Raw genomic sequence first — 15,184 nt, 5'->3', positions numbered from 1 at the left:
CAGATGAGAAGTAAATTTTTGTAAAACAGTTGTAGTTTAAAACGATGAATGCGGTTGAAAGACATAAATCAATGCTAAGTTAGGTCTGGTTAGCTGTAATTTAAGGTAGCTAAAAGAGAGCATCGGTGGCTGTTTTAGTCGAACAATTAATAACATCGGATATTTTAAAACCCGCTCGTTACCTGGGTAATGAGCGTTTAGCAGTACACAAGCCTTGGAATACGGCAACTATACGCTGGGTGTTAACCTATCCAGAAGTATATGAAGTAGGTGCATCTAATTTGGGGCATATCATTCTTTATAACATTTTGAATGCCCAGCCAAATCAGTTGTGCGATCGCGCTTACCTCCCAGGGACAGATTTAGCAGCAAAACTCCGCACCACCCAGACCCCCTTGTTTGCGGTAGAGTCTAAACGCTGGCTCACAGAATTCGATATTTTAGGTTTTAGTCTCAGTTATGAATTAGGTGCAACCAACATCCTGGAAATGTTGGATTTGGCAGGAATTCCCCTGACTTGGAGAGAGAGGCAGGAGGCAGGAGGCAGGGAGCAGGCTTGCCCTGAGCGAAGTCGAAGGGGAGCAGGGGAGAATCACCAATTCTCATTTCCCTTGATTTTTGCTGGGGGACAAACGGCAACATCTAACCCTGAACCCTATGCCGACTTCTTCGACTTTATTGTTTTAGGAGATGGGGAAGAACTTTTACCAGAAATTGGTTTGGTATTAGAAGAAGGGAAAAAAGCTCTCTTAAGTCGGGAAGAACTGTTGCTAGACTTGGCACAGATTCCTGGTGTTTATGTCCCTCAGTTTTATGAAATGGGAGAAGGAGGTGCAGTATATCCCTTGCGTCCAGATGTACCAAAACGCATTCTCCGCAGAGTAGCAACTCCTATTCCTGCCTATTCTATCGGCTTAGTTCCCTATGTTGAGACAGTACACGATCGCTTGACAATCGAAATTCGTCGCGGTTGCACTCGTGGCTGTCGCTTCTGTCAACCAGGAATGTTGACTCGTCCAGCACGGGATGTAGAACCAGAAAAGGTAGTAGAAGCGATTGAAGCGGGAATGCGGGCGACAGGTTACAATGAATTCTCATTGTTATCTCTGAGTTGTTCTGATTATTTAGCCCTCCCAGCAGTGGGGATGGAAATCAAAAATAGGCTAAAAAATGAGAATATTTCTCTAACCTTACCCAGTCAGAGAGTAGACAGATTTGATGAGAATATTGCTAATATCCTGGGAGGAACACGCCAAGGAAGTTTGACTTTTGCTCCAGAAGCGGGAACCCAGCGGATGCGGGATATTGTCAATAAGGGTTTGACAAATGAAGAATTATTGCGGGGAGTAAAAACAGCTTGGGAGCAAGGCTGGGATAAAATTAAGCTGTATTTCATGATCGGTTTGCCCGGAGAGACTGATGATGATGTTTTAGGGATTGCGGAGACGGTAAGCTGGTTACAGCGAGAATGTTGGGCTAAAGGCAGAAGATCACTCAACTTTAATTTGACGATTTCTAATTTTACGCCCAAGCCACATACCCCTTTTCAATGGCACTCAGTTTCTACCTCAGAGTTTAAGCGCAAGCAAAACTTACTGCGGCAAGAATTCAGGAGAATACGGAATACAAAGGTGAATTTTACTGATATTCGCCTTTCGGCAATGGAAGACTTTATAGGTCGGGGCGATCGCTCTTTAGGTAAAGTATTGCGCCGTGCTTGGGAATTGGGTGCAGGCATGGATTCCTGGTATGACAATGTAGAACAGGCTTTTACAGCTTGGGGAAATGCGATATCTTCGATGGGCTACGCCTACGCTGAAGCTGGACTAGACTGGAAATATCGCTTAGTCGAAAACGGTGAATGGAATCTGTTTGCAGCAGGGAGCAAGGAGCAGGAAGCGGGGGGAAAAATCCTCACTCAGGATTCAAAACTCACCACTCCTCACTTGGTACTCGGTACTCCTTTACCTTGGGATCATATCGACACCGGCATTGATAAAAAGTGGCTGCAAGAAGACTTACAACGCGCTCTAGAAGCGGCAATTGTTCCCGATTGCTCTTTTGAAGGTTGTTCTCATTGTGGTGTCTGTGGCACTGATTTTGGGCATAATATCGTGATTGAGCCACCTGCAATTCCGCCATTTGCTGGCTCCTTTGTCCCCAACACCACCAAAGCACAACGCCTGCGAGTATGGTTTGGGAAACAGGGTGATATGGCTTTGGTCAGCCACCTCGATTTAATGCGCTTATTTGACAGAGTAATGCGACGTGCAGGTTTACCAATTTCTTTTAGTGGTGGATTTCATCCGAATCCCCGTATTTCCCTCACAAGTGCCTTAGCATTGGGAGCTACTAGCAGCGGTGAAATTGTCGATTTTGAATTAACTCAACCAATGGATGTGGAAAGTTTTCGTGAGCAACTAGTGAGCCAATTGCCCACAGACATACCCATATATAATGTGGAAGAGATAGATTTAAAAGCTAGTGCAGCTACCCAAACAATGGAAGCGGCAGAGTATTTGCTAACTGTGTCTACAGTTGGGGAAGTACCAGCAACCGAATGGCAAGGCTGGATTGCGGCTATCAAAGCTAAAAACGAGATATTGTCAGAACATATCACCAAATCAGGAAAACACCAAATCATAAATCTGCGCGATCGCTTGTTCGAGATCGAACTAGTAGAGGTAGATAACTCCCCAACCGAATCAAAAGCCGTCTTGCGTTATTTGGGCAGCTGTCGCCCTGATGGAGTAATATTGCGCCCTGAGCAAATTTTGTCTATACTAGAAATCGTGGTTAGTGCAGAATTTCACCTCCTGCATATCCACCGCAATCGACTAGTTTTAGGGATCTAATCCCTAGAGGGCAACTTGCTAGTAGTTGTCCTGATGCAGCACATCATGGGAATTGATTTTTAGCAAGGTTGCGTTAGAATGAAGTGAAGAGAAATTTTCTGGCGCTGCATTGAATGACTTGGTTCACTGCCCTGATACCCAGGGAGCGAAAGCAAAGATATGAGAGTGCAACTTCTAGGATTGTATCCCAGACAAACTAAGGCAGATTAAAGAACACTCTCTATAGCTACCTCGTGAATCATTAACTGACAATAGCTCCACGCCTGACATCTAACTCTATGCTTTTTACAACACCTGCACTAATACCATGACCCTAGATGGTGAAGGTATTGCATTAGAAATCAACCACGGACGGTTGATTTAACTACTTAAAACTATATGCAGTCGTTCTGGAATAATCAGGCGTATAAACGCAATTACAGTTTTCATAGCTTCCAATTATATGAAGCTACCCCAGATTTGCAATTTTTATTACCAGTAGCGCATTGTAGCAGTGACCGTAGGGACTAGAGGTATAACAGGATCTTCTTCTAATACCCGTTGGTGCTACCAATTTTTGAGGAACTTGAATGCCAAAACAAATTATTATCGCGGAGCAGCATCAGATTGCTGCCGTCTTTTCTGAAGATCAAATACAAGAACTGGTTGTCGCCACGGGGCATCACCAAATTGGTGATATCTACTTAGGAGTAGTAGAAAATGTATTACCAGGCATAGATGCGGCCTTTGTAAATATTGGCGACCCAGAACGCAACGGCTTTATTCATGTCACTGATTTGGGGCCATTGAAGCTCAAACGTAGTGCCGCAGCCATTACCGAACTGTTGACACCACAGCAAAAAGTATTGGTGCAAGTGATGAAAGAGCCAACGGGAACAAAAGGCCCAAGGCTGACTGGTAACATCACCTCACCGGGAAGATACGTAGTGCTAATGCCCTATGGCAGAGGTGTGAATTTATCTCGGCGGATTAAAAGCGAAAGTGAGCGCAACCGCTTACGCGCCCTAGCAATTTTAATTAAACCCGCAGGTATGGGTGTGCTGGTGCGGACAGAAGCTGAAGGCAAGCCCGAAGAAGCAATTATTGAAGATTTAGAAGTACTGCAAAGGCAGTGGGAAGCAATCCAGCTAGAAGCTCAATCTACCCGCGCTCCGGCATTGCTGAATCGGGATGATGACTTTATCCAGCGCGTGTTGCGAGATATGTATGGCGCGGATGTAAATCGAATTGTCGTCGATTCCAGTACTGGTTTGCGACGAGTGAAACAGTATTTACAGAACTGGAGCGGCGGACAAACACCACAGGGATTGCTGATTGACCACCATCGCGATCGCTCTCCCATTTTAGAATACTTCCGCATTAGTGCCGCTATTCGTGAAGCCCTTAAGCCCAGAGTAGACTTACCTTCTGGAGGTTACATCATTATTGAGCCGACAGAGGCATTAACAGTAATTGATGTTAACTCAGGTTCCTTCACTCGATCAGCAACAGCTAGAGAAACAGTTTTGTGGACAAACTGCGAAGCAGCTACAGAAATTGCCCGTCAGTTAAGGTTGCGAAATATTGCTGGTGTCATCGTCGTTGACTTCATTGATATGGAATCGCGGCGCGATCAACTACAAGTATTAGAACACTTTAACAAAGCGCTGAAAGCTGACAAAGCTCGTCCTCAGATTGCCCAACTCACCGAACTAGGTCTGGTAGAACTAACTCGTAAGCGGCAAGGTCAAAACATTTACGAATTGTTTGGGGAAACTTGTCCCACCTGCGGCGGTTTAGGGCATACCGTACGCTTACCAGGAGAAATAGAAAACCGATTACCAATCCCAGCAGCAGACATACCAGAAAGGTTTGCACCGCCGCCGCAAAGAGAACCACGTCTGTCAGCTAACCGCATTATAGAAACACGGGAAAGGGAAAGCTATGATGGCTTTGGGGAAGGATTTGAAGGTGACTCGGAATTGAGTGCCATGGATCTGATTAACCATCCCAGCTATCAAGAATTGGGCGACAATAAGCGTCGTACCCGCACTCGCCGCAGTCGCATTGGTATCAATGGGGCTAACGGAAAAGATGAAGCGCGGTTAGTTGCTAATCCACTAGGTTTTGTGAACGAGCCAGACTTGGATCTGGATACTGACACTGAACTAACACCAATACCAGAAATTCCCTCTCTGCTCTCCGAAACGCGACGTATTAGCGAAGTTCCCCTGAGAGAGGCAAGAGACGCTACCCGCACACCTAGTCTGGGCAAATCTGGATGGACAGAAAGAGTAGAGCGGACGAAAGTTAAGATTGATCCAGTCAAACCGGTAGTAGAGCCTCCACAAATTGTTTCTGTAGAAATGACTCTTCAGGAACAAGATATGTTTGCCTTGATGGGAATTTCTCCTGGGGTGAAGTTAGACCAAGAGGTGAAGAATTCCAAATCAGTGATTTTCAATATTGTTCAACCTGGACAAATACCAACTTCACCAACTGAATCTACTTCAGAACCAACTGTTCTTCAAAGAACCAGTCCTGAAGTGAGTGCAGTCAAAAAGCCAACACCAAAAGTTGAGGTAGAAGAACCATCTTTCCCTAAATTAGCAATCGAGCCATCTTTCCCTGATACTCCGCGAACAGAATTTGAGACTTTCACAGATGAAAATGAAATAAATAGCACTACTATTGCTAATCGCCGTCGTCGCCGTCGTTCCTCAGCATTAGACGCAGATACGTCAAGCCTAGAGGAAAGTTAGCGGGACTTATGGCCAAAACAGTGCAAACAGGTGCAGATGTTTGGTCAACCGCACCCTTAGGTGAATCTAGTTGGCTGGAGTTGTCCACCAGCTTAGGTATTCAGGGGTTGATTGCGGGTATAGATGAAGTGGGGCGAGGTGCTTTATTTGGGCCTGTAGTTGCGGCAGCGGTGATCCTACCTGAACAGGCTTGGTCAAATTTGATGGCAGCCAAAATTAAGGACAGCAAAAAGTTGTCTAGTTCTCGAAGAACTCAACTAGCGCAGCAAATTGATGGGCTGGCTTTAGATTGGAAAATTGGTTATGCTTCAGTTGCGGAAATTGACCAATTAAATATTTTGCAGGCCACGTTGTTAGCAATGAAGCGGGCTGTACTGAAGTTGAAGGTACAGCCTGCACTTTGCTTAGTTGATGGTAATCAGTTAGTAAAGGATTTATTTATACCACAACAAACAATCGTTAAGGGAGATGAGCGATCGCTCAACATTGCAGCTGCTAGTATCATGGCTAAAGTTTGGCGTGATGATCTAGTAGTGCGTTTAGCATCTAAGTATCCCATGTATAACTTGGAGCAGAATAAAGGCTATGGGAGCCAGAGACATTTACTGGCTCTCCAAAAATACGGAACTTCACCCCTGCATCGTCTATCTTTTCGTCCTTGCCAAATTCAGTCATGAGGCAGGAAGAGGGGGTAATATCGTGTCCGGTTGAATACTGATCATGAGGGAACCGTGCGGGGAGTTTTTTTGATCAGCAATTAGCCGGATTTGATGTCAACTCCTCTCAAAGTTATAGCCGTGGACAGGGTGGTTAGGACATCAATTGATAATGAAACTCTCACTACAAGAGGGTTTTACTCCTGACTCCTGACTCCTGACTCCTGCTATACGTGTTCCCTTGTCAATCAAAGTTCAAGATTGGTAATTCAGTATTATCACTTAGAAGACCTGTTTTGTTAGTTTGTGATATTACCCAACGACGATAATCAGCAAGGAGGTGATGCAATAATCTTTGCTTGATAGTCAACAATACGCTTTTGAGCAAACCATTACCTGTGGCTTCTAAAATCGACTTTGGAGTCAGGGAAAATGGTTGGGGAATCTCCACCAGCACTTCTAGATCGGCTTTTCCTTGTAAGCGAGTCTCACTACCTAGTTGATAGGGTGATAAGTATCCCTTTAAATTCAGAGCAAAGCGTTGGTTGATATACTCAAAACCAAGGATTTCACAACCGAGCGATCGCAAATAAATTATTCCATTTGATTCTGCCCAAACTCTCATGTCTACAGTAGGTTGAATACTTAATGACATAAAAGTTAGCGGACGCATTTTCAAACGAAATACATCCTCAGAAAGCTGCTCAATTCGGCTGTTGTCAGCCAAAGCTTTAACCAGACGCTGAGGCTGACGCAAGTAGTGCTGAATGGGAATAGGCTGCTCTGGAACAGCAATTTCCACTGATTGGGAGGCAGTAAACTTGGTAGCCATGAATTCAAGGAAGTAATTGTTTGATACTTCTATTATTGATTAATTTATTATGTTTATTTTTTTTAATTTAGTTTACATTTGGCTAGCAATTTCAACAAGAATTCCATCCAAATCACAGAGATAAGCCACTGTTTGTCCCCAAGGCTTAACTTTGGCATCTACAACAATCACAGCACCAGCTTCTATGGCACGCGATAAAGCTGCTGTTATATCATCTGTTACAAAACCAATCTCAATACCAGCAGGTAGATTTGAGAGACTGTTTTCTCGGAATCCTTGCGGAAGGTTAGATTTTGCAAGTTCATTTGAGGCGAAAGCGAGAGTTGTTCCACCCGTTTCCATCTCGGCATATTGTTTGCTCTCGTGAATAAACTGCTGTTTTAGACCAAACGCCTTTTCATAAAAAGCGACCGATTGAACAACATCCTTTACATAGAGAATTGTGTAAGAGAACTTCATAATCTTTAATTTCTCACTTATAGCTGTAGCCAGGATAATTAGGACATTATTAATCCTTGAAACTTAGATATAATAAGGCTTTCCCTCCTGCCTCCTGCCCTCTGCCTCCTGCCTCCTGCTATAAGTCAAAATAGAACATTTGCTCTATTTAGTCAAGCACTCACACTGTTGTATAAATACAAACTGTATAATTACACCATCTACAAGAGCAGTACGTAATTAAATAAATCAAATTAAAGCAATATTCTTGGTCAATAAAGAAAGGGTGGGTTTACTCACGATATAGTCTATAAATTGAACAGATAACTAATAAACATATGACTATATTGATCGCACATTTGGGACCACCGGGAACTTACGCCGAACAAGCAGCTTTTTTTTATCTCAACTGGCTGAAAAAAACGCCAGGAGTTGAGGCTAGCTTATGTCCTTATCCCACTATTGCCCAGTCACTGCAAGCTGTGGCTACAAACCAAGCCCAGTTAGCTGTTGTGCCTGTTGAGAATTCCATTGAAGGCAGTGTCAGCATGACGATGGATACTTTGTGGCAATTGGAAACTTTACAAATTCAGTTGGCTTTAGTCTTGCCTATCTCCCATACCTTAATTTCCTGTGCTGATAGCTTAGAGAGGATTCAAACTGTTTATTCTCATCCCCAGGCTTTAGCACAATGTCAGGGATGGTTGGGGCAATTTTTGCCCAATGTGAATTTGATTCCTAGTAACTCTACGGCTGAGGCTCTCCAGGGACTCAAACAGGAGATAACAACCGCAGCGATTGCCTCTAGCAGAGCAGCACAACTTTACAATTTACCTATATTAGCCACTGGTATTAACGACTATCCAGACAACTGTACTCGCTTTTGGGTAATTAGTCACAGCCAAAAAGATGCTGGTGTTCAAATATCTTCTAGAGCAATCGCTCCTACTCACACCTCCATAGCTTTCAGCTTACCTGCTAATTTACCTGGCGCACTAGCTAAAGCTTTGCAAGTATTTGCTCATCTAGGTATTAATCTCAGTCGAATTGAGTCTCGTCCCACAAAACGCTCATTAGGAGAATATTTATTTTTCATTGACATAGAAGCAAGTGCAACTCAAGTGCAAACAGCTTTATCTGAGTTACGTAATTACACAGAAATAATAAAAGTTTTTGGTAGCTATAGTGTTACCTTGATTGATAATTTCTAATTCTTGATAGAGCCTACGTTCGCGGATCGTGCTGTAGACTCTATTAAGCATTAATTTTTAAATGTATCTTTAAGAACAGAACGTGCTGCCAGATGATTACGAGTAGAAGTTAAAATTTCTGCTTCCCGTTCTAAGCGAGCCGCAGTATCTTGTATTTCTAACAATGCTTGTTGCTCTGGAGCAACACCATACAGATTACTAGCCACCCAATAGGATAGCTCTGTTGGTAAATCTGGTAAATCTTCTGGTAATTCAATATTTTGTTCAGTTAACTTCCCTGACAGACGGACAACATCTCGCAATAACTGTTCTACCTCAGTAGCTAAAGGTCGCAAATCTTTAGATGGCGGTTGGTCTTCAATCCACTCAACTAACCCAACGCGATAGGGTTTTTCGCGGATATACTCTAAAACGCGAAACCTTTGCTGTCCTAAAGTTAGCATTTCCATCCGGTCGTCAGGCATTCGCTTGTAATGAATAATTTCCGCACAGCAGCCAACGTTGGCAATTGTGCCTTTAACTGGATCTACCATCAAGACTCCAAACCTGCGATCGCTCTCCAAAATCGTGTTCATCATGATTCTGTAGCGAAATTCAAAGATATGTAGGGGTAAAGGTCTAGTGGGGAACAGAACCACTTCAGGTAATGGGAAAAGAGGTAGTTCACGGACTGCAATTTTAGAAGAAGATGTCATTGTTAGTTGAGTATAAATTTAATTCTTAAAAAATTTATTTTTCCTACTTTCTCTCTAATTTACTTATATTCTATCATTTGTTTAATAGCTAATAAAAAGCCCTGAGTTGAAGAAGAGACACGATCATCCGGAGAAAGAAGAAACGGGGGAAATCTATCTCCGCGTCACTGAGTCTCCCCTTCTGCCCATCAGAGAGTCTCTCCCACAAATTTCTCCAGGACAAAGTAAATATTAATACCAAAAAATTTCATTAGTCATTTGTCCAAGCGCTAATGACTAATGACTAATGACTAATTTACAATTTGACTTCGATATCTACACCAGATGGTAAATCCAACTTCATCAGGGCATCGATAGTTTTAGAAGAAGGCTGGTAAATGTCAATAATCCGGCGATGGGTGCGGGTTTCAAAATGTTCGCGGGAATCTTTATCGACGTGAGGGGATCGCAGTACGCAATAGATCCGCCGTTTTGTTGGTAAAGGAATAGGTCCTATAGCTGTAGCGTTAGTGCGGTTAGCTGTATCTACAATCTTCTCGCAAGATGTATCCAATAAACGTCGGTCAAAAGCCTGTAAGCGAATTCTAATCTTCTGCTGCTGTAGAGTTGCCATATGAAAGTTTTCCAGGTTCTGTGAATTTTAGATTTTAGATTTTAGATTTTAGATTTTAGATTTTTAGATGCAATACCAAATCCAAAATTTAAACTCCAAAATTGTTTTGGGGAAGAGAAAGGAGCAGAGATGGTTTGATGCATCCCTGCTCCTTGATTATGAGAAGCAAAAATGTGCTTACTATTTCAGGATTTTGGATACCACACCAGCACCGATGGTGCGACCACCTTCACGAATAGCAAAGCGCATACCTTGCTCAATCGCAATGGGGTTGATCAGTTCTACTGTCATTTTGATCCGGTCTCCAGGCATAACCATTTCCACCTCTTTGCCTTCATCGGAGGTGTAGCTTTTGATAGTGCCAGTTACATCAGTTGTCCGGACATAAAACTGAGGACGGTATCCAGCGAAAAATGGTGTTTTCCGACCACCTTCTTTTTCGGTGAGAACGTACACTTCACCTTCAAATTGAGTGTGAGGTGTAATAGAACCGGGTTTAGCAATTACCATGCCCCGTTCAATATCAGCCTTTTGAATACCCCGCAGCAGTACGCCAGCGTTATCTCCAGCCATACCTTGATCAAGACTCTTCTTGAACATCTCGATCCCAGTTACGGTAGTGGCACGAGTATCTCTGATACCTACCAGTTCGACGTTATCGCCGACTTTGACTACACCCCGTTCAATCCGACCTGTAGCCACAGTACCACGACCTGTGATGGAGAAAACGTCTTCTACAGCCATCAAGAAAGGCTTGTCTACATCCCGCTCAGGAGTGGGGATATAGGCATCTACTGCATCCATCAGTTCGTAGATTTTATCAACCCAAGGATTTTCTCCGCGTTGAGTCTTAGGATTCTTAGTCATGGCTTCGAGAGCTTGTAGACCAGAGCCTTTGATAATGGGGATATCATCACCGGGGAAATCGTAGCTAGTTAACAGTTCCCGAAGTTCCAGTTCTACAAGTTCTAGCAGTTCTGGGTCATCCATCAAATCTTCTTTGTTCAAGAAGACGACCAGACTAGGAACACCCACCTGTTTTGCCAACAGGATATGTTCACGGGTTTGGGGCATGGGACCATCGGTAGCAGCCACTACGAGAATACCACCATCCATCTGAGCCGCACCGGTGATCATGTTTTTTACATAGTCAGCGTGTCCGGGGCAGTCTACGTGAGCATAGTGGCGATCTGTGGTTTCATACTCAACGTGAGCGGTATTGATGGTAATACCACGTGCCTTTTCTTCTGGTGCGTTATCGATTTGGTCGTAGCCCTTGGCTATGGCTTGACCATTAGCAGCCAAAGTCATGGTAATGGCTGCGGTTAAAGTAGTTTTGCCGTGGTCAACGTGGCCAACAGTACCGATATTTAAATGGGGTTTATTTCTTTCAAACTTTGCGCGTGCCATGAATGCTCGTTTCCTTTTTTAATTAAGCGTTCCCTTTACTTTTGGCAATGATAGTTTCAGCCACGCTGCGAGGCACCTCTTCGTAGTGACTGAACTCCATTGTAAAGATACCCCGACCTTGGGTTTTCGACCGGATATCAGTGGCATAGCCAAACATGGTTGCCAGTGGAACTTTAGATGCCACCTTAGCGAGTCCCTGTTCAGTGCTTTGGCTTTCAATCTGCCCTCTGCGGGCGATTAAGTCGCCAATGACGTTCCCAATAAAGTCTTCGGGTACTTCAACTTCAACTTTCATCATAGGCTCTAAGATGACAGGTGAAGCTTTCGATACCGCCTCTTTCATTGCCATTGAGCCAGCAATTTTGAAAGCCATTTCCGAAGAGTCTACATCGTGGTAAGAGCCATCTACCAAAGTAGCTTTGACATCAATGAGTGGATATCCAGCGACAACACCGGATTCACAACATTCTTTCATGCCTTGTTCTGCCGGGCCAACGTACTCTTTAGGTACGGTACCACCAACAATCTTGGAGACAAATTCAAAACCTGTGCCTGGTTCTCCTGGCTCCAAATTGATGACAACGTGACCGTATTGACCCTTACCACCGCTTTGGCGGATGAATTTGCCTTCCACTTTGTTTACGGCTTTGCGAATCGTTTCCCGGTAAGCCACTTGTGGCGCACCGACATTCGCTTCCACTTTAAATTCCCGTAACATCCGGTCTACAAGAATTTCTAGGTGGAGTTCTCCCATCCCAGCAATTACAGTTTGGTTGGTTTCAGGATCTACACGCACACGGAAGGTGGGATCTTCTTCTGAGAGAGATTGCAACGCCTTGGACAATTTGTCCATGTCGTTCTTGGTTTTGGGTTCTACCGCTACCGAGATTACAGGTTCAGGAATGAATAGGGATTCCAAAATTACTGGTGATCCTTCATCACATAAAGTGTCACCTGTCAAGGTGTCTTTTAATCCTAATGCTGCTCCCAAATCACCTGCTCGCAGTTCTTCGACATCTTGTCGGTCATCTGCTTTCATCAGCACTAAGCGGGAAATCCGTTCTTTTTTGTTTTTGCTGGCGTTGAGGACATAACTGCCTTTTTTCAATACACCAGAATAAACACGAACGAAAGTCAGGCGACCATAAGGGTCAGCCATAATCTTAAATGCCAGAGCTGCTAAAGGTTCGTTGTCATCGGCTCGGCGTTCGACAGTCTCGCCATTGGGCAAGATTCCTTGAATCGGTGGCACTTCTGTGGGTGCGGGTAGATAATCTACGACTGCATCCAACATCAACTGCACGCCTTTGTTTTTAAAGGCTGAACCGCACAGTACTGGCACAATCGTCCCCGCAGTTGTGCCTTTACGCAAGGCAGAACGAATTTCTGCTTCTGTAAGTTCTTCGCCCTCGAAGTACTTATTCATCAGCACATCATCGGTTTCTGACACTGCTTCTATCAGCTTGATGCGGTATTCGGCTGCTTTTTCTTGCAATTCGGCTGGTATTTCTGTTTCTTGAATATCAGTCCCTTGGTCGTTAGCGTACATATATGCACACATCCGCACCAAGTCAACGATACCTTTAAATTCAGTTTCACTACCAATTGGCAGTTGAATAGCGATCGCATTAGCACGCAGACGATCAATCATCTGCTCATGAACTCTATAGAAGTTCGCACCCGTGCGATCCATCTTGTTAATGAAAGCGATCCGAGGCACTTTATAGCGATCTGCTTGCCGCCATACTGTCTCAGATTGTGGTTGGACACCACCAACGGAACAAAAGACGGCGATTACACCATCTAACACGCGCATGGAGCGTTCAACTTCAATGGTGAAGTCAACGTGACCAGGAGTATCGATAATGTTAATTTGATGATCTTTCCAGCTGGTACTGATAGCAGCGGCAGTGATGGTAATTCCCCGCTCCCGCTCCTGTTCCATCCAGTCTGTGACGGCAGTTCCTTCATGAACTTCGCCAATTTTATGAATTATCCCAGAGTAAAATAATATTCTCTCTGTTGTCGTTGTTTTGCCCGCATCTATATGCGCCGCAATACCGATATTGCGTACTTTCTCTAGCGGGTTTGTGCGTACCACAGTTACCTCCTATAGTTTTTGCCTCATGATATCTTGTATATTACTCTTTGTTAAGATTCTATACTTTTACGGAAAACCGTCTTTTTCAGGAAATTTTACGATATACCGCTTTCCGGCGGCGATATATCGTTGCTCTAGTTAGTAACGATAGTGTGCAAATGCCTTATTTGCTTCAGCCATCCGGTGCGTTTCTTCCCGCTTGCGAATCGCGCTTCCTGTTTCGTTAGCAGCATCCATCAACTCATTTGCGAGTCGGCTGGCCATTGTGCGGCCTGGTCTGGCTCTAGAATATTGCACTAGCCAACGCAAGGCTAGGGTAGTACCCCTTTCTGTCCGCACTTCCATCGGTACTTGGTAAGTTGCTCCACCTACTCGTCGAGCTTTCACTTCTACTAAAGGCGTTGCATTCCGCACTGCTCTTTCAAAGGTTTCTAAAGCACCATTACCAGTGCGTTCCTCGATAGTTTTCAATGCATCGTAAACGATTCTTGCGGCAAGTGATTTCTTGCCATGACGCATGATCCGCCTGATAATCATGCTGACCAGACGACTGTTATACACTGAGTCAGACGGAACTGGGCGTCTTTGACTAACACCACGACGAGACATACTTCATCCTTAAATTCGGAATTTGGCAACGAAATTATATGCTATCAGAACATAGGAACTTAAAAGCGGTGTAAGTAGCCGCTCTCACTTCCTTGAGTTTTGGCTCTAGTTGCAGCGAGGCTGAACTAATTTACTTGCTGCTCCCCTACCAGATACACAAGGCGAAAACATTGTAAACTTTAATATTTACATTAAAGTGCTGCTATCGCTGACCTTATTCTGCTTGAAAAACCTACACTTGTTCGTTTAGCGCCGAGAGCAACTTTATTTATTAAACAAGAGGAAGCAGTTTGTTGGTTTGGGTTGACTGCGGTTTTAGGTAATAAGGCGATTAATCGTAAGTGATGCGATTAATCGTCTTGTTCCTATTATTTGGCTGCTTTTGGACGCTTAGTTCCATACTTGGAACGACCTTGCTTCCTGTCTTTAACTCCAGCTGTATCTAACGTGCCACGGATAATGTGGTATCTCACGCCTGGTAAGTCTTTTACCCGACCACCACGAATCATCACAACAGAGTGTTCTTGCAAGTTATGGCCAATACCTGGGATGTAAGCTGTAACTTCAAATCCAGAGGTAAGTCTGACTCTTGCTACTTTGCGGAGCGCTGAGTTCGGCTTTTTCGGTGTAGTTGTGTAGACTCTGGTACAGACTCCTCGACGTTGAGGGCATTGTTTCAGAGCCGGGGACTTTGTTTTCTGACGCGCTTGTTCGCGTTCGGTACGTATTAGCTGCTGTATTGTTGGCATGAGTTACAGCGCGTGTTGCTGCTTATAGTCTATTTTAACAAATCCTGATTATAGCGTTTTTCATGATTTTCTGTCAATTATTATTTTGTTATTGTGTCAGTTGCCAGGTATGTTATGACATACACTGATCATAAAAATCAGACACAACAAGACTTTTAACTCTTCACAGATTTATCTGCTATGGTTTTTGATTACTGACCAATAATCTGGCATTGCTATAGACAACTGTCAGGAATAATCAACACATAATTTAGAGTTGATGTTGGGTGATGAC

12 protein-coding genes are annotated in these 15,184 nt (G+C 43.9%); 4 read left to right on the top strand and 8 right to left on the bottom strand.

Translation table 11 applies throughout. From position 1 onward, the window contains the following. The first annotated feature begins 125 nt into the window (after positions 1–125). From H6G68_RS16495 to H6G68_RS16485, 3 genes are all read left to right on the top strand, one after another. Complete coding sequence (locus tag H6G68_RS16495; RefSeq protein WP_190907610.1) at positions 126–2,855, top strand: TIGR03936 family radical SAM-associated protein; 2,730 nt, start codon at positions 126–128, stop codon at positions 2,853–2,855. 569 nt (positions 2,856–3,424) lie between these two features. Then, positions 3,425–5,596, top strand: coding sequence for a ribonuclease E (gene rne / locus H6G68_RS16490; RefSeq protein ID WP_190907609.1), 2,172 nt, complete (start codon positions 3,425–3,427; stop codon positions 5,594–5,596). An 8-nt stretch (positions 5,597–5,604) separates the two neighbouring features. After that, positions 5,605–6,273, top strand: a complete 669-nt coding sequence (locus H6G68_RS16485) for a ribonuclease HII (RefSeq protein ID WP_190907608.1) — start codon at positions 5,605–5,607, stop codon at positions 6,271–6,273. 223 nt (positions 6,274–6,496) lie between these two features. Here the strand turns inward: H6G68_RS16485 and H6G68_RS16480 are convergent, their stop codons facing one another. Next, positions 6,497–7,084, bottom strand: coding sequence for a DUF1997 domain-containing protein (locus tag H6G68_RS16480; protein WP_190907607.1), 588 nt, complete (start codon positions 7,082–7,084; stop codon positions 6,497–6,499). 72 nt (positions 7,085–7,156) lie between these two features. Beyond that, on the bottom strand, positions 7,157–7,543 hold the full coding sequence (locus tag H6G68_RS16475) for a VOC family protein (RefSeq protein WP_127053634.1): 387 nt from the start codon (positions 7,541–7,543) through the stop codon (positions 7,157–7,159). 317 nt (positions 7,544–7,860) lie between these two features. Here H6G68_RS16475 and pheA point away from each other — a divergent pair, with 317 nt between their 5' ends. Next, positions 7,861–8,733: a prephenate dehydratase gene (gene pheA / locus H6G68_RS16470; protein ID WP_190907606.1), complete on the top strand. Its 873-nt coding sequence runs from the start codon at positions 7,861–7,863 to the stop codon at positions 8,731–8,733. A 50-nt stretch (positions 8,734–8,783) separates the two neighbouring features. Here the strand turns inward: pheA and H6G68_RS16465 are convergent, their stop codons facing one another. The 6 genes from H6G68_RS16465 to rpsL all read right to left on the bottom strand — a co-directional run bounded on the left by H6G68_RS16465 (position 8,784) and on the right by rpsL (position 14,910). After that, positions 8,784–9,428: an LON peptidase substrate-binding domain-containing protein gene (locus H6G68_RS16465; protein ID WP_127053526.1), complete on the bottom strand. Its 645-nt coding sequence runs from the start codon at positions 9,426–9,428 to the stop codon at positions 8,784–8,786. A gap of 295 nt (positions 9,429–9,723) precedes the next feature. Next, positions 9,724–10,041, bottom strand: a complete 318-nt coding sequence (gene rpsJ, locus H6G68_RS16460) for a 30S ribosomal protein S10 (RefSeq protein WP_008232935.1) — start codon at positions 10,039–10,041, stop codon at positions 9,724–9,726. A 180-nt stretch (positions 10,042–10,221) separates the two neighbouring features. Further along, positions 10,222–11,451, bottom strand: a complete 1,230-nt coding sequence (gene tuf / locus H6G68_RS16455) for an elongation factor Tu (protein WP_127053525.1) — start codon at positions 11,449–11,451, stop codon at positions 10,222–10,224. Between the two features lie 22 nt (positions 11,452–11,473). Next, positions 11,474–13,552, bottom strand: coding sequence for an elongation factor G (gene fusA, locus H6G68_RS16450; RefSeq protein WP_190907605.1), 2,079 nt, complete (start codon positions 13,550–13,552; stop codon positions 11,474–11,476). A gap of 138 nt (positions 13,553–13,690) precedes the next feature. Continuing rightward, positions 13,691–14,161, bottom strand: coding sequence for a 30S ribosomal protein S7 (gene rpsG / locus H6G68_RS16445; RefSeq protein WP_127053523.1), 471 nt, complete (start codon positions 14,159–14,161; stop codon positions 13,691–13,693). A gap of 368 nt (positions 14,162–14,529) precedes the next feature. Next, the gene (gene rpsL, locus H6G68_RS16440) at positions 14,530–14,910 is read right to left on the bottom strand and encodes a 30S ribosomal protein S12 (RefSeq protein WP_190712914.1); all 381 of its coding nucleotides are present in this window, start codon (positions 14,908–14,910) and stop codon (positions 14,530–14,532) included. Positions 14,911–15,184 lie beyond the last annotated feature (274 nt).

Origin of the sequence: Anabaena catenula FACHB-362 (assembly GCF_014698735.1) — a bacterium.
In the GTDB taxonomy this organism is placed as follows: Bacteria; Cyanobacteriota; Cyanobacteriia; order Cyanobacteriales; family Nostocaceae; genus Anabaena; species Anabaena variabilis_A.
Note: the sequence above shows the minus strand (reverse complement) of the source record. Positions and strands in the feature narration are given on the sequence as shown.

Excerpts from the sequence above, each read along its gene's own strand:
- H6G68_RS16465 (WP_127053526.1), bottom strand. The coding sequence starts at position 9,428 with ATGACATCTTCTTCTAAAATTGCAGTCCGTGAACTACCTCTTTTCCCA.
- H6G68_RS16480 (WP_190907607.1), bottom strand. The coding sequence starts at position 7,084 with ATGGCTACCAAGTTTACTGCCTCCCAATCAGTGGAAATTGCTGTTCCA.
- pheA (WP_190907606.1), top strand. The coding sequence starts at position 7,861 with ATGACTATATTGATCGCACATTTGGGACCACCGGGAACTTACGCCGAA.
- rne (WP_190907609.1), top strand. The coding sequence starts at position 3,425 with ATGCCAAAACAAATTATTATCGCGGAGCAGCATCAGATTGCTGCCGTC.
- H6G68_RS16475 (WP_127053634.1), bottom strand. The coding sequence starts at position 7,543 with ATGAAGTTCTCTTACACAATTCTCTATGTAAAGGATGTTGTTCAATCG.
- rpsL (WP_190712914.1), bottom strand. The coding sequence starts at position 14,910 with ATGCCAACAATACAGCAGCTAATACGTACCGAACGCGAACAAGCGCGT.
- rpsG (WP_127053523.1), bottom strand. The coding sequence starts at position 14,161 with ATGTCTCGTCGTGGTGTTAGTCAAAGACGCCCAGTTCCGTCTGACTCA.
- rpsJ (WP_008232935.1), bottom strand. The coding sequence starts at position 10,041 with ATGGCAACTCTACAGCAGCAGAAGATTAGAATTCGCTTACAGGCTTTT.
- H6G68_RS16485 (WP_190907608.1), top strand. The coding sequence starts at position 5,605 with ATGGCCAAAACAGTGCAAACAGGTGCAGATGTTTGGTCAACCGCACCC.
- tuf (WP_127053525.1), bottom strand. The coding sequence starts at position 11,451 with ATGGCACGCGCAAAGTTTGAAAGAAATAAACCCCATTTAAATATCGGT.